This window comes from Kitasatospora sp. NPDC001683, assembly GCF_053596495.1.
This window is the reverse complement of the sequence record NZ_JBSFGK010000108.1, coordinates 1-23,412: the sequence shown is the minus strand read 5'-3', so window position 1 is coordinate 23,412 and position 23,412 is coordinate 1. Positions and strand designations below refer to the sequence as shown.

General features: G+C 74.6%; 13 protein-coding genes. 1 reads left to right on the top strand and 12 read right to left on the bottom strand.

The genetic code is table 11. The annotated features are described in order from the left end of the window. Positions 1-294 precede the first annotated feature (294 nt). The 12 genes from ACWCYO_RS35145 to ACWCYO_RS35090 form a co-directional block, all read right to left on the bottom strand. Positions 295-498 carry an acyl-CoA carboxylase epsilon subunit gene (locus ACWCYO_RS35145; protein WP_449786495.1) on the bottom strand — a complete coding sequence of 68 codons (204 nt, stop codon included), beginning with the start codon at positions 496-498 and terminating at the stop codon, positions 295-297. A 70-nt stretch (positions 499-568) separates the two neighbouring features. After that, positions 569-1,678, bottom strand: a complete 1,110-nt coding sequence (locus ACWCYO_RS35140; protein ID WP_270145347.1) for a class I SAM-dependent methyltransferase — start codon at positions 1,676-1,678, stop codon at positions 569-571. A gap of 37 nt (positions 1,679-1,715) precedes the next feature. Continuing rightward, positions 1,716-2,450: a 3-oxoacyl-ACP reductase FabG gene (fabG, locus tag ACWCYO_RS35135; protein ID WP_449786494.1), complete on the bottom strand. Its 735-nt coding sequence runs from the start codon at positions 2,448-2,450 to the stop codon at positions 1,716-1,718. Next, a complete protein-coding gene (locus tag ACWCYO_RS35130) occupies positions 2,447-3,475 on the bottom strand; it encodes a beta-ketoacyl synthase N-terminal-like domain-containing protein (protein ID WP_270145343.1) in 1,029 nt (342 codons plus the stop codon). Before ACWCYO_RS35130 ends, fabG begins: the two co-directional genes overlap by 4 nt. Then, positions 3,472-4,704: a beta-ketoacyl-[acyl-carrier-protein] synthase family protein gene (locus ACWCYO_RS35125; RefSeq protein ID WP_270145341.1), complete on the bottom strand. Its 1,233-nt coding sequence runs from the start codon at positions 4,702-4,704 to the stop codon at positions 3,472-3,474. The genes ACWCYO_RS35130 and ACWCYO_RS35125 overlap by 4 nt, the downstream gene beginning before the upstream one ends. Beyond that, positions 4,701-4,949 (bottom strand): acyl carrier protein, encoded by a 249-nt coding sequence (locus ACWCYO_RS35120; RefSeq protein WP_270145339.1) that lies wholly within the window; start codon positions 4,947-4,949, stop codon positions 4,701-4,703. The genes ACWCYO_RS35125 and ACWCYO_RS35120 overlap by 4 nt, the downstream gene beginning before the upstream one ends. A 34-nt stretch (positions 4,950-4,983) precedes the next feature. Further along, positions 4,984-5,190: an MbtH family protein gene (locus ACWCYO_RS35115; protein WP_270145337.1), complete on the bottom strand. Its 207-nt coding sequence runs from the start codon at positions 5,188-5,190 to the stop codon at positions 4,984-4,986. A gap of 98 nt (positions 5,191-5,288) precedes the next feature. Then, positions 5,289-12,509, bottom strand: coding sequence for an amino acid adenylation domain-containing protein (locus tag ACWCYO_RS35110; RefSeq protein WP_449786496.1), 7,221 nt, complete (start codon positions 12,507-12,509; stop codon positions 5,289-5,291). A gap of 74 nt (positions 12,510-12,583) precedes the next feature. Then, positions 12,584-20,401 carry an amino acid adenylation domain-containing protein gene (locus ACWCYO_RS35105; protein ID WP_449786493.1) on the bottom strand — a complete coding sequence of 2,606 codons (7,818 nt, stop codon included), beginning with the start codon at positions 20,399-20,401 and terminating at the stop codon, positions 12,584-12,586. 32 nt (positions 20,402-20,433) lie between these two features. Then, positions 20,434-21,438, bottom strand: a complete 1,005-nt coding sequence (sbnA, locus tag ACWCYO_RS35100) for a 2,3-diaminopropionate biosynthesis protein SbnA (RefSeq protein ID WP_270145334.1) — start codon at positions 21,436-21,438, stop codon at positions 20,434-20,436. Between the two features lie 34 nt (positions 21,439-21,472). Then, entirely contained in the window at positions 21,473-21,634 is a 162-nt protein-coding gene (locus ACWCYO_RS35095; protein ID WP_270145333.1) for a hypothetical protein, read from the bottom strand. Between the two features lie 253 nt (positions 21,635-21,887). Beyond that, on the bottom strand, positions 21,888-22,190 hold the full coding sequence (locus ACWCYO_RS35090) for a hypothetical protein (RefSeq protein WP_270145330.1): 303 nt from the start codon (positions 22,188-22,190) through the stop codon (positions 21,888-21,890). 187 nt (positions 22,191-22,377) lie between these two features. Here ACWCYO_RS35090 and ACWCYO_RS35085 point away from each other — a divergent pair. Next, positions 22,378-23,412 (top strand): hypothetical protein (locus tag ACWCYO_RS35085; RefSeq protein ID WP_449786492.1); only part of this gene is annotated, 1,035 nt, incomplete at its 3' end.

The following is a 23,412-nucleotide window of genomic DNA, read 5'->3' as shown; positions in this document are numbered from 1 at the left end:
TCTGAAAATCACCCGCAACGCCCCTCTCCGGGCCACCCCCTCCACCGCCCCTCCCGCAGCGCGTCCCTCTCGCCTGGTCGGGTGGTGGGGGGAGGGGGGAGGTGGGTGGGCGCGCGAGGCGTTGCCTGTGTGCCCACGAGGGGGTGGGGGTGCGCCCATGAGGGGGTGGAGGGCTCGTCGTGGGCGCGCGGGGCGTTGCCTGCGCGCCCACGGGAGGGTGGGGGCGCGCCCATGAGGGGTGGGGATGGGAAGGGCGACGGCCCCGACGTGGGGGTCGGGGCCGTCGTAGGGGGGTCAGGCGACGATCTGCCAGGAGGTGGTGGGGGTCGGCGGGCGGAGGGAGACGTCGTGCCAGCGGACGGTGCGGCGGGTGGGTCGGGGTCTGGCCGCGGTGGCGGCCCGGGTTCTGTGGTGGTGGAGCAGGACGGTGAGGGTGGCGATCTCCTCGGGGGTGAGGTCGGTGCGGTCGGTGCGGAAGAGGGGGGTTCGGTCGGGCATCAGGGCCTCCGGGTGTGGGAAACCCCGACGGCCCCGACGCGGGGCGTCGGGGCCGTCGAGGGGGTGGGGGTCAGGCGTGCTTGACCAGCAGGAGGCGGTGCATGGGGGTGTCGAGCAGGGCGACGCGGCGCAGGCCGGCGTCGGCGAGCCAGTGGTCGTAGTCGTGGACGGTGAAGGCGTCGCCGCCGCCGGTGGCGAGCATGGAGGCGGCGAAGAGGCGGAAGAAGCGGTTCTGGGTGTTGCCGTCGGCGCTGTCCTCGTCGACGATGTGGTCGGCGATGGCGATCACGCCGTCCTCGGTGAGGGCCTTGGCGGAGCGGAGCAGGAGCTCGCGGGCGGATTCCGGGGTCTGCAGGTGGAAGATGTTGACGAAGAGGGCGACGTCGACGCCGGTGCCCCAGTCGTCGGCCCAGAAGTCCACCACCTCGGGGTTGAAGCGGTCGGCGACGCCGAGGCGGTGGGCCTGGGCGTTGGCGATCGGGATGATCCGCTCGGCGTCCAGGGCGCGGGCGTTGAGGCCGCTGAACTCCTGCAGCAGGAGCTGGCTGTAGATGCCGGTGCCGCAGCCGACGTCGAGCAGGGTGCGGCCGGTGCCGTCGGTCCAGCCCTGCTCGCGCAGGGCGGTGGCGAGGGTGGCGGCGATCGGCGGGGCCCAGAAGTTGATGCCGCGGACGAGGGAGGTGTAGTCCTCCTCGGAGATCTGGTTGAGCTGCTGGGAGCCCTCGGCGTTGCGGGCGCCGGTGCGGACGTTGGTGGCGAGGTTGCGCCAGGCGTTCCAGGCGACGTTGCGGTCGTGCCGGATCTTGCCGACCAGGCTGTACAGGCCCTCGGGGGCGAAGATGTCGTGCATCTCCGGTGGCAGGGTGTAGACGGCCTGACCGTCCGCCGCGCGGCTGCGCTCGACCACGTCGTAGGCGGCCAGGCCGTCGAGCAGGACGCGGGTGGCGCGCAGGTCGGTGCCGAGCCGGGTGGAGAGCTCGCCGGCGGTGGCCGGGCCGCTGATCAGGGCGGTGAAGGCGCCGAGGTCGTGGGCGGCCTCGATGACGCCGGTGGCCCAGATGCCGATGAGGTGCTCGTACATCCGGTGGGCGGCGTTGACGCCGGTGCCGCGGCCGGGGAGCAGCTCGGTGTCGACCAGCGGGGTGTGGTTGTCGAAGGTGCGCACGGCGGGAACGGTCATGGTCGTGTCTCCTGGTTGTGGTTGACGGTGCGTCTGGTCACAGGACGATTCCGCCGTCGATCTGCAGGACCGAGCCGGTGAGGTAGGCGGACCGGGGGCCCGCCAGGAAGGCGACCGAGTCGGCCACCTCGTCCGCCGTGCCGAAGCGGCCGAGCGGGATGTGCTTGAGGGCGTCCGTGCGTTGGGCGTCGGTGAGCACCGAGGTCATGTCGGTCTCGATCATGCCGGGGGCCACCGCGTTGACCCGGACCCCGTAGCGGCCGACCTCCTTGGCCAGCGCACGGGTGAGCGCGATGATGCCGGCCTTGGAGGCCGCGTAGTTGCTCTGGCCGGGGTTCCCGTAGACGCCGGAGACCGAGGAGAGCGTGATGATCGAGCCGGCGCGGCGCTTGACCATCGGGAAGGCCACCGCGCGGCAGAGGTTGGCGGTGCCGGTGAGATTGGTGTCGGTGACGGCCTGCCAGTCCTCGTCGGCCATCAGCAGGAGCGGTTTGTCGCGGGTGATCCCGGCGCTGGCGACGGCGACGGTGATCGGGCCGAGGTCCTGTTCGGTGCGGGTGACCCAGGCGCGGACGGCGCCGGCGTCGGTGACGTCCACCCGTTCGGCCAGGGTCGCGACGCCGAGTTCGGTGAGCTCCTTGGCGAGGAGGTCGGCGGCCTGCCGGTCGGACTGGTAGCAGAAGCTGATCGCGTGGCCCTCGCCGGCCAGGCGCAGGGCGGCCGCCCTGCCGATGCCGCGGGAGCCGCCGCTGATCAGGGCGACGCCGCTCATCGGTCACCGCCGGTGAGGCGCAGGACGGCGCAGGCGGCCAGGCCCTGGTGGTCCAGCGAGGCGATCACGGCGACGCGGCCGGCGGCCGTGGGGTCGTGCTCGGCCAGGGACAGCACGGTGGTGAGCGAGAAGACGGTGGCGGCGGAGCCGGTGTCGCCGAGCAGGGCGGGGACCCGGCCGACGGCCTCGGTGCCGACCAGCGCGGCGAGCTGTTCCCCGGCCGGCTGCCCGGTGACGGCCGCGGCCCAGACCTCCTCGGGGGTCGCGCCGGCCTGGTCGAGGGCCTCGCGGACGGTGTCGGCGAGGGCCTGCGCGGGGTCGTCGTCGATGTCCAGCCGGACGTCCAGGGCGAGCAGTTCGGCCAGCACCCGGCGGCCGGGCGGCAGCGTCCTGGCGGTCTCCACCAGCAGGACGACGCCGCCCTCGCCGATGGTCCGGTCGGTGTCGCCGGCCAGCCACTCGCGGGTGGGGGACTGCTCCTCCACCGCGCCGACCACGGCGCGTTCGGCGCGGCCGGCCGCCAGCAGGCGGCGGGCGTAGCCGAGGGCGAGCAGGCCGCCCGCGGCGCCGCCGGCCACGGTGGTGTTGGGGCCCTTGAGGTCGAAGCGGATGGCGGTGGCCGCGGCCGGTCCGTTCATCAGCACGTTGGGCATCAGCTGGGCCGGTACGTCGTAGGGCTTGTCGCCCTCGAAGGAGGCCCGGCTGAACCCGGCGCAGCTGTCGGCGCTGCCGAGGGTGGTGCCGAGGACGAGTGCGGTGCCGCCGCCGGTGGCGATCGGGCTCCGCGCGGCCTCGGCCTCGGCGAGCAGTTCGCGGACGGTGGTGACGGCCAGGCCGGTGGCCCGGTCGTAGGTGCGGGTGCCGGCCTTGCCGAGCACCTTGCGGACGTCGAAGTCGGGGACCTCGTGGGCCGGTTGCCCCCGGCCCACCCCGGCCGCGAACGCGTCGCGGCCGAGGCCGAACGGGGAGACGGCGGACCACGCGGTGATCAGCGGCCGGTCCCGGTGGATGGTGCTAGAGCTCATCGGCTGGGCTCCTCCTCGTGGCGCCCCAGGACGACGGAGGCGTTGTTGCCGCCGAAGGCCAGTCCGTTGTTGACCACCACCCGGAGGTCCGCGGGGACGGAGTGGTTGGGCACGCAGTCGATCTGGCACTGGGGGTCGGTGGTGCGGTGGTTGACGGTGGGCGGGACGAACCCGTGGGCCAGCGCGATCGCCGAGGCGGCCGCGCCGAGCGCGCTCGCCGCGCCCATCGAGTGGCCGAGCATCGCCTTGAGGGCGACGGTGCGCGGCGGGGTGTCGCCGAAGACCTCGCGGATCGCGCGGGTCTCGGTGATGTCGTTGGTGGGGGTGCCGGTGCCGTGGGCGGAGACCAGGTCCACCTCGGCCGCCTTGACCCCGGCGTCGGCGAGCGCCAGCTCCATGCAGCGGGCGACGCTCGCCTGGTCGGGTGCGGTGGGGTGGTGGGCGTCGCAGTTGAGCCCGTAGCCGAGCAGTTCGGCGTAGATCCGGGCGCCGCGGCGCCGGGCGGACTCGAGCGTCTCCAGGACGAGCACCCCCGCACCCTCGGCCGTGAGCAGCCCCTCGCGGTCGGCGTCGAACGGACGGCAGTAGTCCGAGGAGACCAGGCCGAGCCGGCTGAATCCGGCGAAGGTGCGGCGGCAGATCGCGTCCGCGCCGCCGACGATGGCGATGTCCGCCTCGCCGCCGCGCACGGCGTCGAAGCCGTCGCCGATCGCGTAGTTGCCGGCCGCGCAGGCGGTGCCGAGGACGGCCGGGACGGCCCGGGGGAGCCGCAGCTCCCGGGCGACCGCCAGGGCCAGCTGGTGGGAGGGCAGCCGGCCGGCCACCAGCTGGTCCGCCGGGTGCTCCGGCCCCTTCGCCACCGACTCGGCCATCATCCTGTCGAGTTCGCCGGCCTCGCCGTCGGTGGTGCCGACGGTGATCTGGGCGCGCAGCCCGGCGAGTTCCCGCTCGTCGAGGCCGGCGTCCTGGACGGCCATCCGGGCCGCCGCGACGGTGAACTGGGTGGCGCGGCCGAGCTGTTCGATCGGGAGGCGGTGGATCCACTGCTCCGGTTCGAAGCCGGCCACCTCGTGGCCGGAGGTCCGGAGGAAGCCGGTGGTGTCGAAGCTGGTGATCGGACCGGCGCCGCAGCGGCCCTCGCGCAGGGCCGAGGTGAACTCCTCGACCCCGTTGCCGATGCTCGACAGGACGCCGATGCCGGTCACCACCACGCGCTGCGGCTCGTTCATCGCGCGGTCGCCCGGGACAGGACCTCCAGCACGGCGGCCAGGTTGACCATGTTGGCCAGCTCGTCCTGCGGGATGGTGACGTTGAACTGCTTCTCCAGGCGGGCGAGGACCTCGATGGCGTTCAGCGAGTCGGCGCCGTAGTGGTCGATGAAGTGGTCGGTCAGGGTCAGCTCGTCGATCTCGAGGTCGAGGCAGTCGGCGACGATCTCGCGGACCTTGGTCTCGTCGATGGCGACAGCGCTCATGGTGTGCTCCTCAGGTGTGTCGGTTGGGTGGTGCTCAGGCGGTGGCGTCGATCAGGCTCTGCGGGCGCAGGTCGGTCCAGGTGCGCTCGATGTGGTCGAGCGCCTCCTGCCGGGTGCAGGCGCCCTTGACGGTCCGCCAGCCGGCCGGGACCTCGGCGAAGGCGGGCCAGAGGCTGTGCTGGTTCTCGTGGTTGGCGAGGACGAGGAAGGTGCCCTGCTCGTCGTCGAACGGGTTGCTCATGGTTTTGGTCCTTTCGGAATTCCAGGAAATCGTCCGGGTTCGGGCGCAGTGGTCTGCGGCCGGAATTTCCGGAGTGGCCGCCGGTGGTTCCGGGGCGATTATTCGAGGACGGCCGACAGGGTCTTTCCGATGAATGCGGCCGGCGCCGGTTCGAGCATCGAGTCGTGGTCGCTGTCGACCGGGTGCCGGAGGATCCGGCCGGTCACGTGCTCCCGCCAGGACTCCGCGTCCGGGTCGCCGGGGGCGAGGCCGCGGGTGGCCGCGAACAGGAGCAGGTCGCCCTGGTAGCGGCCGGGGCGGTGGGCGTCGCCGAGCAGGCTGTGGGTGCGGATCACCCCGAGCAGTCTGACCAGCTCGGTCTCGTCCAGCTCCGCGAGCGCGTTGCCGGCCTCGGCGAGGCGCTCGCGGGCGGTGCCCAGATCGGTCGGGCCGTCGCCGGGGAGGCCGGCCCGCTCGAGCAGTTCGGCCAGCACGGCCCGGTCGTCCGGTGCGTCCTCGGCCGGCGAGCCGGTGCCGGGGTAGCCGTCCAGGTCGGCGAGCAGTTCGACCTGTTCGCCGCGGGCCTGCAGCTGGACCGCGATCTCGTGGGCGACGAGCCCTCCGAACGACCAGCCGAGAATACGATAAGGGCCCTGCGGCTGGATTTCCAGCATTTCACCGAGATATTTTCCGGCGATTTCCCGGACGGACTCCGGGGCCTTTTCCGGGGAGCGCACCCCGCCCGCCTGGAAAGCGTACACGGGAATGTCCGCGTCAATTTCCGCGGCGAGGGTCAGGAAGGGCCAGCCGAGGCCGACCGCGCCGTGCACGCAGAACACCGGACGGCGGGTGCCGGTCGGCCGGATGGCCAGGACGGGCGCGAACGGGTCCTCGGGCGCGGCGGTGCCGTCGACGGCACCGGCCACCAGGGCCAGGCCGGCCACCGTGCGGTGCGCGAAGACGTCGGCCGGGGTGAGCTCCAGGCCGGCCGCGCGGGCCCGGCTGACCAGCTGGATGGACTTCAGGCTGTCGCCGCCCAGCTCGAAGAAGCCGTCCTCGGCGCCGACCCGGTCCAGGCCGAGCACCTCCGCGAACACCCGGCCGAGCGCGAGTTCCACCGGTCCGCTGGGCGCGCGGCCGTCCGAGCGGGCCACCGCCCGGTCGTCGGCCCCGGGCGCGGGCAGCGCCCTGCGGTCCACCTTGCCGTTCGGGGTGAGCGGCAGCGCCGCCAGCGGGACGTAGGCGGCCGGGAGCATGTACTCCGGCAGTACGGCCGCCAAGTGGGCGCGCAGCGCGGCGGGTTCGGGCCGCTGCGGGCCGGCGGGCACCAGGTAGGCGACCAGCCGGCGTTCGCCCGGGGAGTCCTCCCGGTCGGTCACCGAGGCCCGCTCGACCAGCGGATGGTCCGTCAGCACGGCCTCGATCTCGCCGAGTTCGATCCGGAAGCCGCGGATCTTCACCTGGTGGTCGGTCCGGCCGAGGTAGTCGATCGAGCCGTCCGGCTTCCAGCGGGCGAGGTCCCCGGTGCGGTACATCCGGGAGCCGGGCGGCCCGTACGGGTCGGCGGTGAAGCGCTCGGCGGTCAGGCCCGGGCGGTCCAGGTAGCCCCGGGCGAGGCCGGCGCCGGCCAGGTAGAGCTCGCCGACGACGCCCGGCGGCACCGGGCGCAGCTCGGCATCCAGCAGCCGGGCCTGGTTGCCGGCCAGCGGGCGGCCGATCGGCGGGGTGCCGGTGTGGTCGGGCGCCAGGTCGGCGCCGACCGAGTAGATGGTGGTCTCGGTCGGGCCGTACAGGTTGCTGACCTTCGCCGCGGCGCCGGTCAGCGCCGCCGCCAGGGCCGGGCCGAGGGCCTCGCCGCCGGTCAGCACGTGCACCCCGGCCAGCGAGTCGGGCCGCGCGGTGACCAGGGCGTGCCACAGCGTCGGGGTGGCCTGCATGACGTGCGCCCCGGTGGCGAGGGTCAGTTCGGCCAGCAGCTCGGGGTCGCGGACGGTGTCGTGCGGGGCGAGCACCAGCCGGGCAGCGCTGAGCAGCGGGCCGAACAGCTCCAGGTTGGCGATGTCGAAGCCGAAGGTGGTGACGGCCAGCAGGGTGCGCCCGGGGGCCAGGCCGACCCGCTCGGTGAGGTCCAGCAGGTGGTTGACCAGCGCCCCGCGCGGCACCACGACGCCCTTGGGGCGGCCGGTGGAGCCCGAGGTGTAGATGACGTAGCCGGCGTGCTCGGGCCGTACCGGCGCGGCCAGTTCGGCCGGGCGCAGGTGGTCCGCGGGCCGGCCGTCGACCAGCGCGCGGGTGGCCGGGTCGTCCAGCAGCAGGAGCCGGCCGTCGTCCAGGCCGGGGACGGCCGTGGCCACCCCGGTGACGGTCACGGTCAGCACCGGCTGGGCGTCCTTGACCATCCCGGCGATCCGGTCGGCCGGGTAGGACGGGTCGATCGGCAGGTAGGCGGCACCGGACTTGATCACCGCGAGCGCGGCCACCACCAGGTCGACCGAGCGCGGCAGCGCGATCGCGACCAGCCGGTCCGGTGCCGCGCCCTGGGCGACCAGGGTGCGGGCGAGCCGGTTGGCCCGACGGTGCAGTTCGGCGAAGTCGAGCCGCTGGTCGGCGTGTTCGAGCGCGATCGCGTCCGGGCGGGCGTCCGCGGTGCCCTCCAGCAGCGCGGCGAGCTGTTGCCCGTCGCCCAGGGCGGCGGCGCCGGTCCCGGCGGCCAGCAGTTCCTCCTGCTCACCGGGCAGCAGCACCGGGGCGGCGCTGATCGGCCGGTCCGGCTGGTCGACCAGGACGCCCAGCAGGTGCACCAGTCGGTCGGCCAGTCGCCGGGCGCCGGCCGCGCTGAACAGGTCGGTGCTGTACTCCAGCCGCCCCGCCAGTCCGCCGGGGCCGTCCGGTCCGGAGACTTCGGCGAGTTCGAAGGAGAGGTCGAGCCGGGCCACGCCGAGCTCGGCCGCGCCCGTCTCGGCGGTGATGCCGGGCAGCTCCAGCCGGGCGGCGGCGTTGTTGTGGAGGGCCAGCAGGGTCTGGAACAGCGGGTTGCGGGCCGGGGCGCGCTCGGGGCCGAGGGCGTCGACCAGCTTCTCGAACGGCAGGTCCTGGTGGGCGTAGGCGGCCAGGTCGGTGGCCTTGACCCGCTCCAGCAGCTCGCGGAAGGTCGGCGCGCCGGACAGGTCGGTGCGCAGCACCAGGGTGTTGACGAACATCCCGACCAGGTCGTCCAGGGCGTCGTCGGTGCGGCCGGCGATCGGGGTGCCGAGCGGGATGTCCTCGCCCGCGCCGAGCTTGCCGTACAGGGTGGCGAGCGCGGCCTGGAGGACCATGAACAGGCTCGCCCCGCTCTGCCGGGCCAGCGCCACCGCCCGGTGGTGCAGTTCGGCCGGGACGGCGAAGCGGACGCTGTCGCCGCGGTAGCCGGCGGTCGCCCGTCGGGCGTTCTCCACCGGCAGCTGCAGCTCCGCCGGCAGTGCGGCCAACCGCTCCTTCCAGTAGGCGATCTGGCGGGCGATGACGGACTCCTGGTCGCCCTCCTCGCCGAGCAGTTCGCGCTGCCAGAGCGCGTAGTCGGCGTACTGCACCGGCAGCGGCGACCAGGCGGGCGCGCGCCCGGCCAGCCGGGCGGCGTACGCGGTGGAGAGGTCGCGGGCGAGCACGCCGTTGGACCAGCCGTCGCCGGCGATGTGGTGGAGCACCACGACCAGCAGGTGGTCCTCGGGGCCGGCCGCGAGCAGCGTGGCGCGGATCGGCGGCCGGTTCGCCAGGTCGAAGCTCGCGGTGGCGAACTCCTCGGCGGCCGAGGTGAGTTCGGCTTCGGCGAGCTCGCGCACCGGCAGCTCGACGGCGGCCTGCCGGACGGACAGGATCCGCTGGTGCGGCAGACCGTCGCGGTCCGGGAAGACGGTGCGCAGGCTCTCGTGCCGCTCGACCACGTCGGTCAGCGCGGCGGCCAGTGCCGCGCGGTCCAGCGGTCCGCGCAGCCGCAGCGTCCAGGGCAGGTTGTAGGTGGCGGAGGGGCCCTCCAGCCGGTCCAGGAACCAGAGCCGCTGCTGGGCGTAGGACAGCGGCAGCAGCTCCGGGCGCTCCCCGGCGGTCAGCGCGGGGCGCACGGCGTCCTGGGTGAGCCGCCCGGCCAGCGCGGCCACCGTGGGTGCATCGAAGACCGTGCGCAGCGGCAGTTCGGCGCCGAGCAGGGTGCGCACCCGGCTGACCAGCCGGGTGGCGAGCAGCGAGTGGCCACCGAGCTGGAAGAAGTCCTCGTCGATGCCGACCCGGGGCAGGTCCAGCACCTCGGCGAAGGCGGCGCACAGCACCTCCTCCTGCGGGGTGCGCGGGCCGCGGCCGGTCGCGGCGGCGAGGTCGACCTCGGGCAGCGCCTTGCGGTCCACCTTGCCGTTGGGGGTCAGCGGCAGGGCGTCCAGCACCACCAGGGCGGAGGGCACCATGTACTCGGGCAGGATCGCGGCGGCCGCCGCCCGGCCCCAGGCCGGGTCGACCGGGCCGGTCACGTACCCGACCAGCCGGGCGTCGCCGGCCCCGCCGCGGCGGACCACCACCACGGCGTCGCCGATCCGCTCGATCGAGCGCAGCGCGGCCTCGACCTCGCCGGGCTCGATCCGGTGGCCGCGGATCTTGACTTGGTGGTCGACCCGCTCCAGGAACTCCAGCTGCCCGTCCGGCCGCCGGATCACCCGGTCGCCGGTGCGGTACATCCGCGCGCCCGGCAGCGGGCTGAACGGGTCGGCGACGAACACCGCGGCGGTGCGGCCGGGCTGGTCCAGGTAGCCGCGGCCGACGCCGCGCCCGCCCACGTACAGCTCGCCGGGCACGCCGTCCGGCACCGGGCGCAGCGCGTCGTCCAGGACGTACAGTCCGGTGCCGCGCACCGCCCGGCCGATCGGGGCGCGCACCGAGTCCAGCTCCGCGGGGGAACCGATCACCGCGTGCGTCACGTCGTCCGAGCACTCGGTCGGCCCGTACGCGTTGACCAGCGGGATCGCCGGGTAGCGGGCGAACCAGCGGTGGGCCAGGTCGGCGGGCAGTGCCTCGCCGGTGACCACCAGTTTGCGCAGGCCGTCCAGGGCGGGCGGCTCGGCGCCGTCGTCCCAGCTGTCCAGGGCGGCCCGCAGCAGCGAGGGGACGACCTCCAGCACGGTGACGCCCTCGGGGGCGACCAGGCCGAACAGGGCCTGCGGGTCGGCGGCGAGTTCGCGGCCGGTGACCCGCAGGCGTCCGCCGACGACCAGCGCGGCGAGCATCTGCCAGACCGAGATGTCGAAGGTGACCGGGGCGTTGTGGACCAGCACGGTGTGCCCGTCCAGCTCCAGGTCGGCGATCTTGGCGAACAGGTGGTTGACCATGCCCGCCCGGTGCACCATGGCGCCCTTGGGACGGCCGGTGGAGCCCGAGGTGAAGATGACGTACGCCAGGTCGTCGCCGGCGCCGCGCGGGGCCGGCGGCTCCGCCGCGGTGTCCGTGTCGAGCTCCAGCACCGGGACGTCCAGCCCGGCCTCGGCCAGCAGCTCGGCGGCCATGGCTCGCTCGCCGGGGCCGACCAGCAGGGCGCTCAGGTGCGCCTCGGCGGCCAGCACGGCCCCGCGCCTGACCGGCGCGGCGACGTCCAGCGGCAGCCAGGCCGCGCCCGCGCCGAGCACGCCCAGGACGGCGGTGACGAAGCCGCAGCCGGGCGGGGCCAGCACGCCGACCGGTCCGGTCTCGGCGCCCGCCTCGAGCAGCGCCCGGGACACGGCGCCGGCTCGGCCGGCCAGCTCGCGGTAGCTCAGCCGCTCGGCGCCGTCGGAGACGGCGATCGCGGCCGGGGTGGCCCGGGCGAACTCCTGGACCCTCGCCACCACGTCCGTCCACGGGTCGGTCTCGGCCGGCTCCGGGGCGGGGACGGCCAGCCGGGTGCGCTCGCCGGGCAGCAGCAGGTCCAGCCGCCCGAGCGGGCGGTCCGGCTCGGCCTGGGCGGTGCGCAGCACGTGCAGCAGCCGCTCGGCGACGACGGCGGCCTCGGCCGGGGTGAACCGGGCGGTGTCGTAGCCGATCTGGAGGCGCAGCCGCTCGCCGGGCAGAGCCATCAGGCTGAGCGGGTAGTGGTTGGCGTCGCCGGCCCGCAGGCCGGTCAGCCGCAGCCCGGCGACCTCGCCGGCCAGCGCCTTGGGGTCGAGCGGGTAGTTCTCGAAGACCAGCACGCTGTCGAAGAGGTCGCCGACCCCGGCGAGGCGCTGGATGGTGTTGAGGCCGAGGTGCTGGTGCGGCAGCAGGACGGACTGGCGGTCCTGCAGGGCGGACAGCAGCTCGGTGAAGCTCTGCGCCGGGTCCAGGTCGACCCGCACCGGCAGGGTGTTGATGAACAGCCCGACCATGCCCTCCACCCCGGGCAGCTCCGGGGGGCGGCCCGAGACGGTGCCGCCGAAGACGATGTCGCGCAGCCCGGTCAGGGTGCCCAGTACGGTCGCCCAGGCGCCCTGCACCACGGTGTTGACGGTCAGGCCGCGGCTGCGGGCCCAGCCGGTGAGCGCGGCGAACTCCCGCTCGTCCAGCTCGACGGCGTGCTCGCCGGGCATGCCCCGCTGGGGGGACGGGGTGCCGGTGGCCGTACCGGACAGCCGGGTGGGCTCGGTGAAGCCGTCCAGCGCGGCCGTCCAGGCCGCCTCGGCGGCCGCCCTGTCCTGCCGGGCCAGGTGGGCCAGGTAGGACTTGTACGGGGCGGGGCGCGGCAGCGAGGCGCCGCCGTCGGCGTAGCAGGCGAACAGTTCACGCACCACGATCGGCATCGACCAGCCGTCGAACAGGATCTGGTGGGCGGTCAGCACCAGCCGGTGCTCGCGCTCGCCGAGTCGCAGCAGGCTGAAGCGGATCAGCGGCGGGCGGGCCAGGTCGAACGGGCGCAGCCGGTCCTGCTCGGCGAGTTCTTCTGCGATTCGCCCGCTCGCCTCCGGGCGCTCGGACCCGGCGCCGACGCTCTCCCCCGGCCTGGCGGCCGGGAGGTGCCCCCACGCTCCGGCACTCCCTCCTTCGTCGGTCGCTGGTCGCTCCTCGCCGTCGGCACCGGCGCGCCCTTCGGCTCGGGGCGGGGCGGTGTCAGCGGACGCGTCCCGCAGGTCCAGCTCCCGCCAGTCGAGCGCGACCTCGCGCGCCACGACCTGCACCGGGTCGCCGTTCTTGCGGTAGCGGAAGGCGGCCCGCAGGTTGGGGTGGCGCTCCAGCAGGGTGGTGACCGCGGCGCGCAGCCGCGCCGGGTCCAGTTCGCCCGCCAGGTCCATCACCAACTGCACGGTGTAGACGTCGAGTTCCTCGCGGTGGTACTGCGCGTGGAACATCAGTCCTTCCTGCAGCGGTGCCACCGGCAGGATGTCGCTCAGATTGGAGCTCCGCCGCCCGGTTCGTCGCCCGGCGCGGGGCTCGGCCGAGGCCGTGGTCACAGCTCGTTCCCCCAGTCGTCCATCTCGTCCTCGAATTCGTCGATCTCGTCCTGGCTGAGTGCGACCAGGTCGAGGTCGGACGGTGTCCAGCCGCCGGCGCCGGGTTCCCGGGTGTGCCGCACCAGGGCCCGCAGGGCCCGGAACCAGCCCTCGGCCAAGTCCTCGGCGTCGGCCTGCGCCAGGGCCTGGCCGGCCCAGGTCCAGCGGGCGCTCAGTCGCGGTCCGTCCGGGCCGTCCTCGGTCATCGCGTTGACGTCCAGGACGTGCGGCAGCGGCATCTCCGGGTCGGCCCCGGCGGCCAGCGCGGCGGACTGCTCGGTCAGCGCCCAGTCCTCGGTGCCGGGCGCGGGCAGCCGGCCCAGGTAGTTGAAGCCGAGCTGCGGCCGGGCCGTACCCGACAGTGCCTCGGCCCGCTCCAGGCCGTGCTTGTTCAAATACCGCAGTTGGCCCCAGCCGAGTCCGTGCCCCGGCACCATCCGCAGGTGCTCCTTGACCAGCTTCAGGCTGTGTCCGGCGGCCGGCCCGCCGGACAGCGCCTCCGCCAGGTCCACCGGGCCCGGGTCCAGCCGCAGCGGGTAGGCGGTGGTGAACCAGCCGACCGTGCGGGACAGGTCCACGCCGGGGGCGAACTCCTCGCGCCCGTGGCCCTCCAGCTCGACCGGCACCGGCCCCTGCGGCCGCCCGGTGCGCCGCCGCCAGTCCGCGACGGCGAGCGCCAGGGCGGTCAGCAGCACGTCGTTCACCTCGGCGTGGTACGCCCCGGTGACCTCGGTGAGCAGCGCCGCCGTGGTGTCGGTGTCCAGGGTGCGGTGCAGGGTGCGGGCGGTGGCGACGGTGTCCACCGCCGGGTCGGCGGCCCGGTGGCCCAGCGGGGCCTGCGAACTGGCCGACTCGGCGCGCCACCAGTCGAGTTGGGCGCGCAGCTCGGGCGTGCCAGCGGTCCGCTCCAGCAGCGCGGACCAGTGCCGCAGCGAGGTGCCGACCGGCTCCAGCCGGACCGGCTCGCCCGCCAGGACGGCTTCGTGCGCCCGGGCCAGGTCGGGCAGCAGCACCCGCCAGGACACCCCGTCCACCACCAGGTGGTGCAGGGTGAGCAGCAGCTCGCCGACCTCGGGGTGCCAGCGCGCCTGGACCATCACGCCCGCGCCGGGCGCCAGCCGCTGCCGGGCGGCGACCGCCTCGGCGGGCCAGTCGGCGGCCGGGCCGTCGAGGGTCCGCAGCAGCTCGCCGGCGTCCACCGTGCCGGGCTCGGTGATCAGCAGCGACCAGTCCGGCAGCAGCCGCATCCGCAGGCCGTCGTGGTGGTCCAGCAGCGCCTGCAGGGCCGCGGTCAGTGACTCCCGGGTGGCGTTCGCCGGGGTGCGGACCAGGACGGCCTGGTGGAAGCCGTCCACCGGCCCGCCGAGTTCGCGCAGCCAGTGCCCGATCGGCAGCTGCCCCAGCGGGCCGACGCCGTCCTCGGTGCCGACCGTGGTCACCGCCCCCTCGCCCTCGCCGTCGCGGGCCACCACGGCCAGTGCCGCCGGGGTCCGGTGGGTGAAGACGTCCTGCGCGGTGACCACCAGCCCGGCCGCGCGGGCCCGGCTGACCAGCTGGATGGAGACGATGCTGTCGCCGCCCAGGTCGAAGAAGCCGTCGTCGGCGCCGACCTCGGGCAGTCCGAGCACCTCGGCGAAGACCGCGCAGAACGCGGCCTCCCGGGCGTCGGCCGGGGCCCGGCCGGTGGAGGCGGCGGCGTAGTCGGGCGCGGGCAGCGCCCGGCGGTCCAGCTTGCCGTTGCCGGTCAGCGGCAGGGTCTCCAGCGGGACGAACGCGGAGGGCACCAGGTAGTCGGGCAGCTCCGCCGCGAGCGCCGCCCGCAGCTCGCCGACCGGCAGGTCGGCCGGGGTCACGTAGGCGACCAGCCGCTTGTCGCCGGGGCGGTCCTCGCGGACCACCGCGGCGGCCTGCTCCACGCCGGGCCGGGCGAGCAGCGCGGTCTCGATCTCGCCGAGCTCGATCCGGAAGCCGCGCAGCTTGACCTGCTCGTCGGCCCGGCCCACGTAGTCCAGCTGGCCGTCGGCCGTCCAGCGCACCAGGTCACCGGTGCGGTACATCCGGTCGTCCGGCGCGCCGTAGCGGTCGGCGTACGGGTCGGCGGTGAAGCGCTGGGCGGAGAGCTCCGGCCGGTGCAGGTAGCCGAGGGCCACCCCGGCGCCGGCCACGTACAGTTCGCCGATCACGCCGGGCGGGGTCGGCCGCAGGGCCTCGTCCAGCACGTACACCCGGGCGCCGGCCAGCGGTCGGCCGATCGGCGGCTTGACCGCTCCGGCCAGCGGCTCGCTGACGGTGGCGCAGACCGTGGTCTCGGTCGGGCCGTACGCGTTGAGCATCCGCCGGCCCGCGGACCAGCGCTCCACCAGCTCGGGCGGGCAGGCCTCGCCGGCCGTGATGAGGGTCAGGCCCTCGGGCATCGGCAGCGCGACCGGCCAGGCGGCGAGCACCGTCGGCGGCAGGCAGACCACCTCGATGCCGGCCGTGGCGACCAGCTCGGCCAGCGGCTCGCCGGGCGCCCGGTCGGCCTCCGCGGCCAGCACCAGGACGGCGCCGGTGAGCAGGGCGGTGAGCAGCTCCCAGGCGGCGGCGTCGAAGCTGAACGAGGCGAACTGCAGCAGCCGGGTGCCCTCGCCGACGCCGAAGCGGTCGTGCTCGGCGGCCAGCGCGGCGACCGCCCGGTGCGGCACCAGCACGCCCTTGGGACGGCCGGTGGAGCCGGAGGTGTAGATCACGTACGCCGGGTGCTCCGGCCCCAGCGGCGCGGTCCGCTCGGTGTCGTCCGGGTCGTGCGCGGGGGCGGCGGCGATCGCGGCGGCGATCGCCGGGTCGTCCAGCAGCAGCACCGGGGCGGCCACCGGCTCCGGCAGTCGTCCGGCCACCGAGCCGTGGCTGAGCACCGCCAGCGGAGCGGAGTCCGCCAGCAGGTAGCCGATCCGCTCGCGCGGGTACGCCGGGTCGACGGGCAGGTAGGCCGCGCCCGTCTTGAGGACCGCGAGCACCGCGACGACCGCGTCGACCGTGCGCGGCATCGCCAGGGCGACGATCCGTCCGGGGCCCGCGCCCAGGGCGATCAGGTGGTGGGCGAGCCGGTTGGCGCGCTCGTTCAGCTCGCCGTAGTCGACCTCGGCCCGTACCGCGCCGCCCTCGAACCAGCGCAGCGCGGGCCGCTCGGGCGCGCGGTGCGCCTGCGCCTGGAACAGCGCGGGTAGCTGGACCGCACCGACGGTGGTCGGGGTGGCGGCCCCGCTCCAGGAGCCGAGCAGCAGCTCGCGCTCCTCGGGCAGCAGGGCGTCCAGTCCGCTGAGCGGTCGGTCGGGCTCGCCGGTCAGCAGGCCGATCAGGTGGGCCAGCCGGTCCGCCAGGCCGCGCGCGGTCCGCTCGGTGAACAGGTCGGTGCTGTACTCCAGGGTGCCGGTGAGGCCGTCCGGCCGGCCCGACCCGTCGTACTGCTCGACGAGTTCGAAGGCCAGGTCGAACTTGGCCGTCCCGGTGCCGATCTGGCGGACCTCGGCGGTCAGGCCGGGCAGCTCGGGGCGGGCCCCGGCGTTGTTCTGGAAGGCCAGCATCACCTGGAAGAGCGGCTGGCGGGCCAGCGAGCGGCCGGTGCCGAGCCGGTCGACCAGCTTCTCGAACGGCACGTCCTGGTGGGCCAGGGCGGCCAGCACGGTCTCCCGGGCCCGGCCGACCAGGGTGCGGAAGGTCGGGTCGCCGCCCAGGTCGGTGCGCAGCACCAGGGTGTTGACGAAGAAGCCGACCAGGCCGTCCAGGGCCTGGGCGGTGCGCCCCGCCACCGGGGTGCCGAGCGGGATGTCCGTACCGGCGCCGAGCTTGCCGAGCAGTACGGCCAGCGCCGCCTGCACCACCATGAACGGGCTGGCGCCGGATTCCCGGGCCAGCGCGGCCAGGGCGCGGTGCGTTTCGGCGTCCAGTCGCAGCGGCACGGTGGCGCCCCGGTAGCTGGGCACCGCCGGGCGCGGGAAGTCGACGGGCAGCGGCAGCTCCTCCGGCAGCCCGGCCAACTGCTCGGCCCAGTAGTCAAGCTGACGGGACATCAGTGAATTCGGATCGTCCGGCTCGCCGAGCAACCGGCGCTGCCAGAGCGTGTAGTCGGCGTACTGGACGGGCAGTTCGGCCCACTCGGGGGCGCCGCCGGCCAGCCGGGCACGGTAGGCGGCCTGCAGGCCGTCGACCAGCGGGCGCACCGACCAGCCGTCGGCCGCGATGTGGTGCTGGACCAGAAGCAGTACGTGCTCCTCGACACCGGTCTCGAACAGCACGGCGCGCAGCGGCGGTTCGGTGGCCAGGTCGAAGGGCGTGCCGGCCCGGGCGGCCAGCTCGGCGTCCAGCTCCTCGGCCGGGCGGCCGGTGAACGGGACGACCGGCAGCTCCGGCCCGGCCTCGCCGGCCGGGAGCACCCGCTGGTGCGGGCGTCCGTCCTCGGCCGGGAAGACGGTGCGCAGGCTCTCGTGCCGGGCCACCACGTCGGCCAGTGCCGCGGCGAGCGCCGCCCGGTCCAGCGCGCCGGTCAGCCGGACCGCGTGGGAGAGGTGGTAGGTGGCGCCGGCGGCGTCCAACTGGGAGAGGAACCACAGCCGTTGCTGCCCGGGGGAGAGCGGTATGCGCTCCGGCCGCGGGCCGGCCACCAGCTCCCCCCGGGCCGGCTCGAGGCCGTCCAGGGCGAGCGCCAGGGCGAACGGGGTGGGCGCCTCGAACAGGGTGCGGATCGGCAGCTCGATCCCGAGCCGGGCGCGCAGCCCGGTGACGATCCGGCCGGCCAGCAGCGAGTGCCCGCCGAGCGCGAAGAAGTCCTCGTCGGCGCCGACCTCGTCGAGCTCCAGCACCTCGGCGAACAGCGCGCACAGCAGCGCCTCGCGCTCGGTGGCCGGGGCCCGTCGCTCGCGGCGCAGCGCGCCGAAGTCCGGCGCCGGCAGGGCCTTGCGGTCCACCTTGCCGTTGGGGGTCAGCGGCAGCGCCGCCATCGGCACCAGCACCGCCGGCACCATGTAGTCGGGCAGCGTCCGGGCCAGTTCGGCGCGGACGGCGGCCGGGTCGGCGCCGCCGGCCAGGTGGGCGACCAGCCGGGCCCCGCCGGACGGGTCCCGGGCGACGGTGACCACCGCGTCGGCCACGCCGGGGACGGCGCGCAGCGCGGCCTCCACCTCGCCGGGCTCGATCCGGTGGCCGCGGATCTTGACCTGGTGGTCGACCCGCTCCAGGAACTCCAGCTGCCCGTCGCTCCGGTGCACCACCCGGTCGCCGGTGCGGTACATCCGGGCGCCGGACGCCTCGGCGTACGGGTCGGCCACGAAGGCGGCCGCGGTGCGCCGCGGGTCGTTCAGGTAGCCGCGGCCGACGCCGCGCCCGCCCACGTACAGCTCGCCGGGCTGGCCGGCCGGGACGGGCTGCAGCGAGTCGCCGAGGACGTAGAGCCTGGTGTCGCGGACCGGGCGGCCGATCGGGGCGCGCACCGAGTCCAGCTCGGCCGGGGAGCCGATCAGGGCGTGGGTGACGTCGTCCGAGCACTCGGTCGGCCCGAAGGCGTTGACCAGCGGGATGCCGGGGCGCAGCGCGAACCAGCGGCGGGCCAGGTCGGCGGGCATCGCCTCGCCGGTGACCACCAGCCTGCGCAGCGCGGACAGCCGGGGCAGCGGCGCGCCGGCCTCCCAGGAGTCCAACGCGGCGCGCAGCAGCGAGGGGACGACCTCCAGCACGGTGACGCCCTCGGCGTCGGCGAGCGCGAACAGCGCGCCCGGGTCTCCCGCGAGCTCGCGGGAGACCACCCGCAGCCGCCCGCCCGCGACCAGCGGGCTGAGCATCTGCCAGACCGAGATGTCGAAGGTGACGGGGGCGTTGTGCACCACGGTGTCGGCCTCGGACAGCTCCAGGTCGGCGTGCTTGGCGAGCAGGTGGTTGACCATGCCGTCGCGGTGCACCATGGCGCCCTTGGGGCGGCCGGTGGAGCCCGAGGTGTAGATGACGTACGCCAGCTCGGCCGGGCCCCCGGTGGTCGGCAGCAGCTCCTCGTCGCGGGCGTCGTCGAGCCCGAGCACGGCCGGGCACCGGTCCTGCGGCAGCGCGCCGAGCAGGGTGTCGACGTACGGCCGCTGGTCCTCGCCGTGCAGCAGGACGGCGGCGCCCGCGGCCTCGACCAGCGCCGCGCCGCGGACGGCCGGGGCCTGGACGTCCAGCGGCAGCCAGGCGGCGCCGGCGCCGAGCACGCCGAGGACGGCGGTCACGAAGCCGGTGCCGGGGGCGGCGGCGATCGCCACCAGCCGGTCCGGCCCGGCGCCCGCGGCGACCAGCCGGCGGGAGAGGGCGCTGGCCCGGGCGACCAGTTCGGCGTAGTCGAGCCGGCCGGCGTCGTCCTGGACGGCGATCGCGTCGGGACGGGCCAGTGCGAGTTGGCGGATCCGGGGCAGGACGTCGGTGAAGGTGTCCGGCTGCTGCCCGTAGCCGTTCCCCCCGGCCAGGACGCGCTCGCGCTCGGCCGCCGGCAGGGCGGCGATCCGGCCGACCGGCAGTTCGGTGGAGACGGTGGCGAATTCATCGAGGTAGCCGAGCAGGGCGTCGCGGAAGAGGTCCAGGCGCTCCTGGGGGTAGCGGTCGGCGTCGCCGTCGACCCGCAGCTCGCAGCCGTCCTCGCCGTTGTCCAGGAAGAGGATCTGCAGGTCCGGGACGGGGCCGGTGGACAGGTTGCGGACCTGGGCGCGGCACTCGCCGAGGGCGAACTCGCCGCCGGTCTGCAGCACGTTGACGGTCGGGCCGAAGGTGCGGCCGGCGTCGCCGGTCAGACCGAGGTCGCGGCGGATCGCGTCGTGCCGGTGGCGCTGGTGGCGCAGCGTGCCGCGCAGGGTGGCGGCGACCTGGGTGAGCAGGCCGGCACGACCGAGCGCGGGGTGGACGGAGACCGGCAGCGGCAGGAAGTTGGCGCGCATGCCGGGGACGGCCTGGGCCAGCGGGGTGGTCCGGGCGGCGACCGGGAGGGTCAGTACGACCCGGTCGGTGCCGGCCAGAGCGGCGAGGCAGCCGGCGGTGGCGCCGATCAGCAGGGTCTGCCAGGTGACCCGCTCGGTCCAGGCGGCGTCCTGCAGCCTGGTGACGGTGTCGGCCGGGATCAGACCGGTGCTGCGCAGGGTGGTGCGGGCGGGCGCGCCGAGGTGGCCGGAGAGCACGGTGGGCTCGATGCCGTCGGCCAACTGCTCGGCCCAGTGGGCGCGGTCGCGCTGGTGGGCGGGGGAGGCGAGGTAGTCGCGCTCCTCGGCGAGCAGTTCGGCGAGGGTCGGGTCGGCGGCCGGCTCGGCGCCGGGCAGGTCGTACTCGGCGGCGAGCCGGCGGTAGACCAGGGCGCGGCTGAAGCCGTCCACGAGGATGTGGTTGGCCCTCATGTGCAGCCAGGCCAGTTCCGTGCCGATCAGCACCAGGGTGGCGGCGAAGGCGTCGGGGCCGAGGGAGGACGGAAGCTGCTGCTGGGTCTCCAGAAACGTTTCGGCGGCGGCGAGCGGGTCCGGCTCGCCGGTCAGGTCGAGCACCGGAAGGGGACGCGCGCGCGGCGGCTCGACCAGCTGCACCGGCTGCCCGTCGCGCTCGACGAAGCGCACCCGCAGGCACTCGGTGCGGTCCAGCACGCGCTGCCAGGCGGCCCGCAGCCGCTCGTGGTCCAGCGGGCCGGTCAGCTCCAGGACGTCCGCCATGGTGAACACCGGATTGCCCGGGTCGAGCTGCTGGGCGAACCACATCTCGCGCTGGGCGGCGGACAGCGGTAGCTCTTCCGGATGCACTGCTTCGAACGGACGCGCCGTCTGAGGCATCGTCATCTCACCCCCGTGGCAATGGCGTTGGGCGGCGTGAGGCGCTCGACCGCATCCAGTGCGTCGGCGCCGTAGATGTCGCGCACCCAGGCGCTCTGATAGATGGTGTCGAGGTAGCGGTCGCCCAGGTCGGGCGAGACGGCGACGGCGACGACGTCCTTGCCGCGGCGGTGCTCCGCGAGCCAGGCCGCCGCACCGCTGACCACCGTCCCGGTGGAGCCGCCGAACAGGAAGCCGCCCCGGGCGAGCCGGTGGCAGGTGCGGACGGTGTCGATCTCGGGCACGTGCACCACGTCGTCGACGAAGGTCTCGTCCAGCAGGGCAGGCCGGACGCCGGCGCCCAGGCCCGGGATCATCCGCGACCCGGGCTCGCCGCCGAAGGTGACCGAGCCGACGCTGTCCACCGCGACGATCCGGGCGGCCGGCCGGTGCTCCTTGAAGTAGCGGGCGCAGCCCATCAGCGTCCCGGTGGTGCCGGCGCCGACGAACAGCACGTCCAGGTCCGGGAACTGGCGGTGGATCGCCGGACCGGTGGTGCGGTAGTGCGCCCGCCAGTTGTCCGGGTTGGCGTGCTGGTTGAGCCACACGTAACGCGGTGAGGAGGCGCACAGCTCGCGGACGTAGTCCAGCCGGGCGCCCAGGAACCCGGTGTCCGGCGACGGTTCGGTGATCATGTGAACCTTGCCGCCGAGCGTTTCGATGAGCTGACGGGTGGACAGATTCGTACGTGGGTCGACAACGCAGATGAACTGGTAACCCCGGACGGAGGCGATCATGCTGAGCGCCATCCCCAGGTTGCCGGAGGAGGACTCCACCAGGACGGAGTCGCGGTTCAGCCGTCCGTCGCGCTCGGCGGCGTCGACCATGCTGAGGGCCGCTTTGAGTTTGACGGAGCCGGCGAAGTTGAAGCCCTCGCACTTGAGGTACAGCGGGTAGTCGAACATCGCGCGCAGGTCGACGAAGAGTTCGTCCTCGTTGAACTCCTGCGGTGTTCTGATGATGGGCATCGGCCCGTCCCCCTTCGCGTCGAATGGCGGGACGTCAGTCCCAGATGATGTCGTCGCCGTGCACGGCGGAGGCGTGCGCGCCGGCCGGGGCGGCCGTGGTGGCGGCGCCGGCGGCCGGCGCGGTGAGGGTGATGCCGGCGGCCAGCAGGCCGAGGATGGCGGCGGCGCGGCCGGCGAAAACGGTGATGCTGCTCATGGTGAACCCCCGGTGACAAAGACGTCGCGGGCCGCGAAATCAGCGGCGGCGAAACAGCGGAAACGGATGAGTGCTCCACCGGGTTCGAATCCCGCGGCGAATGGCTGGGCGAACCCGGATCTCTAATCCCGCGGAAGGGGTTCCGGCCCCCTTCGGCGTGACCAAGTCTGTCTCGCACACAAGTTCCGTGCCATGGTTCGCCACTGTCAGGGTCCTGCCCTGGCAGCACCCTGCAGCGCACCCTCCCCCGGCGTCACTCGTCCAACAACGGGAGCCGGTCGGCGCTGAATTCGGCCGCGAGTCGCCATCCGCGCAGTTCGGGCGCGTCGCGCAGGCAACGGCTGGCGATCCGGCACGCAGCGGAATCCAGGTCTCCGGATTTCCGGGGGCCGAGAAAGAACACCAGATCGGCGCCGAGCGGATCGATCTCGACGTAAACGTGCTCGAGTCCCTCGTCCGGAAGGGCGGCTTTCCGGAGCAGTTCGACGAGTTTGTCGGGCGTGACCTGTTCCGACCCGACCATACCCCGAACCAGACGTCCGACAGTGATATACATGTCAAATCCTCTCGTGGGTAGACCCGCTCGAAGCCCGCAGGAAAGGCCTGGCGGAACCGGCAGGTGGCTGTGGGCAGGGTGTCGTAGCATGCCCCCGAGATCCGGCAATGACGTGGCGTCATCAGGTTGGAAATATCCGGGGGGCAGGGTGCTGTCAGTGTTAGGACTGGATCCCGATGCAGAGGCCGTGTACCGGACGGTGCTGGCCCGGCCGGAGCTCGGGATCGCGGGGGTCGCGCAGGATCTCGAGTGGCCGGAACAGCGGGTCCGGGACGCCCTGGACGGGCTGGCCCGGCTCACCCTGATCAGACACTCCGAACTGGAGCCCGGACACCTCCTCCTGGTGAACCCGGAGGTCAGCCTGGCGATGCTGATCGGCCGACAGGAGGCCGAACTCGCCGAGCGGCAACGTCAGATCGCGCAGAGCCGACTGGAGGCCGCCAAGCTCGTCGCCCAGTACGCCGAGCACCGCAAGGGCGAACGCGGCCTGGGTGTCGAGCAGTTGGACGGCGTCGACCAGATCCGGCTCCGGCTGGAGGAGCTCTCGCACTCCTGCACCAGCGAGATCATGGGCTTCGCGACCGGCGGCGGGCAGTCGCAGGCCGCCCGCAGCGCGAGCCAGGCCGCCGACCAGGCGGTCTTCGAGCGCGGCGTGCAGATGCGCAGCGTCTACCTGGAGAGCGCGGCCAACGACGGCGGCACCATCGCCCACCTGGAGTGGCTCACCGGGATGGGCGCCCGGGTCCGGATAGCGCCCGCGCTCCCGATGCGTCTGGTGATCTTCGACCGTGAGGTGGCGGTCGTCCCCACCGATCCGGACGACACCAGCGTGGGGGCCCTGGTGCTGTCCGGTCCCGGACTGGTCTCCGCGCTCTGCGCGCTGTTCGAGTACGTCTGGGAGAACGCCACCCCGTACGGGAAGGCCCCGGCCAGGGGAGCCGAGGGCCTCAACCCGCAGACGATGGCGGTGCTCAGCCTGCTCGCCCAGGGTCACACCGACGAGGTGGTGGCCCGCAAGCTCGGCGTCTCGGTGCGCACCTCGCGCCGGATCACCGCCGAGCTGATGGCCTGGCTCGGCGGCCGGAGCCGCTTCCAGGCCGGGGTGATCGCCGGGGAGCGCGGTCTGCTGCAGGGCGGCGCGCCGGCGCGCGCGCGGGCGGGGGGGACAAGACCAAGGCCACCCCCCCCCACACCCCAACACCCCCCCCACCCCGCCCGCCCC

Coding starts and splice junctions, on each gene's coding strand:
- ACWCYO_RS35115 (WP_270145337.1), bottom strand. CDS start 5,190: ATGAGCAACCCGTTCGACGACGAGCAGGGCACCTTCCTCGTCCTCGCC.
- ACWCYO_RS35130 (WP_270145343.1), bottom strand. CDS start 3,475: ATGAGCTCTAGCACCATCCACCGGGACCGGCCGCTGATCACCGCGTGG.
- ACWCYO_RS35125 (WP_270145341.1), bottom strand. CDS start 4,704: ATGAACGAGCCGCAGCGCGTGGTGGTGACCGGCATCGGCGTCCTGTCG.
- ACWCYO_RS35095 (WP_270145333.1), bottom strand. CDS start 21,634: ATGAGCAGCATCACCGTTTTCGCCGGCCGCGCCGCCGCCATCCTCGGC.
- ACWCYO_RS35145 (WP_449786495.1), bottom strand. CDS start 498: ATGCCCGACCGAACCCCCCTCTTCCGCACCGACCGCACCGACCTCACC.
- ACWCYO_RS35120 (WP_270145339.1), bottom strand. CDS start 4,949: ATGAGCGCTGTCGCCATCGACGAGACCAAGGTCCGCGAGATCGTCGCC.
- fabG (WP_449786494.1), bottom strand. CDS start 2,450: ATGAGCGGCGTCGCCCTGATCAGCGGCGGCTCCCGCGGCATCGGCAGG.
- sbnA (WP_270145334.1), bottom strand. CDS start 21,438: ATGCCCATCATCAGAACACCGCAGGAGTTCAACGAGGACGAACTCTTC.
- ACWCYO_RS35090 (WP_270145330.1), bottom strand. CDS start 22,190: ATGTATATCACTGTCGGACGTCTGGTTCGGGGTATGGTCGGGTCGGAA.
- ACWCYO_RS35140 (WP_270145347.1), bottom strand. CDS start 1,678: ATGACCGTTCCCGCCGTGCGCACCTTCGACAACCACACCCCGCTGGTC.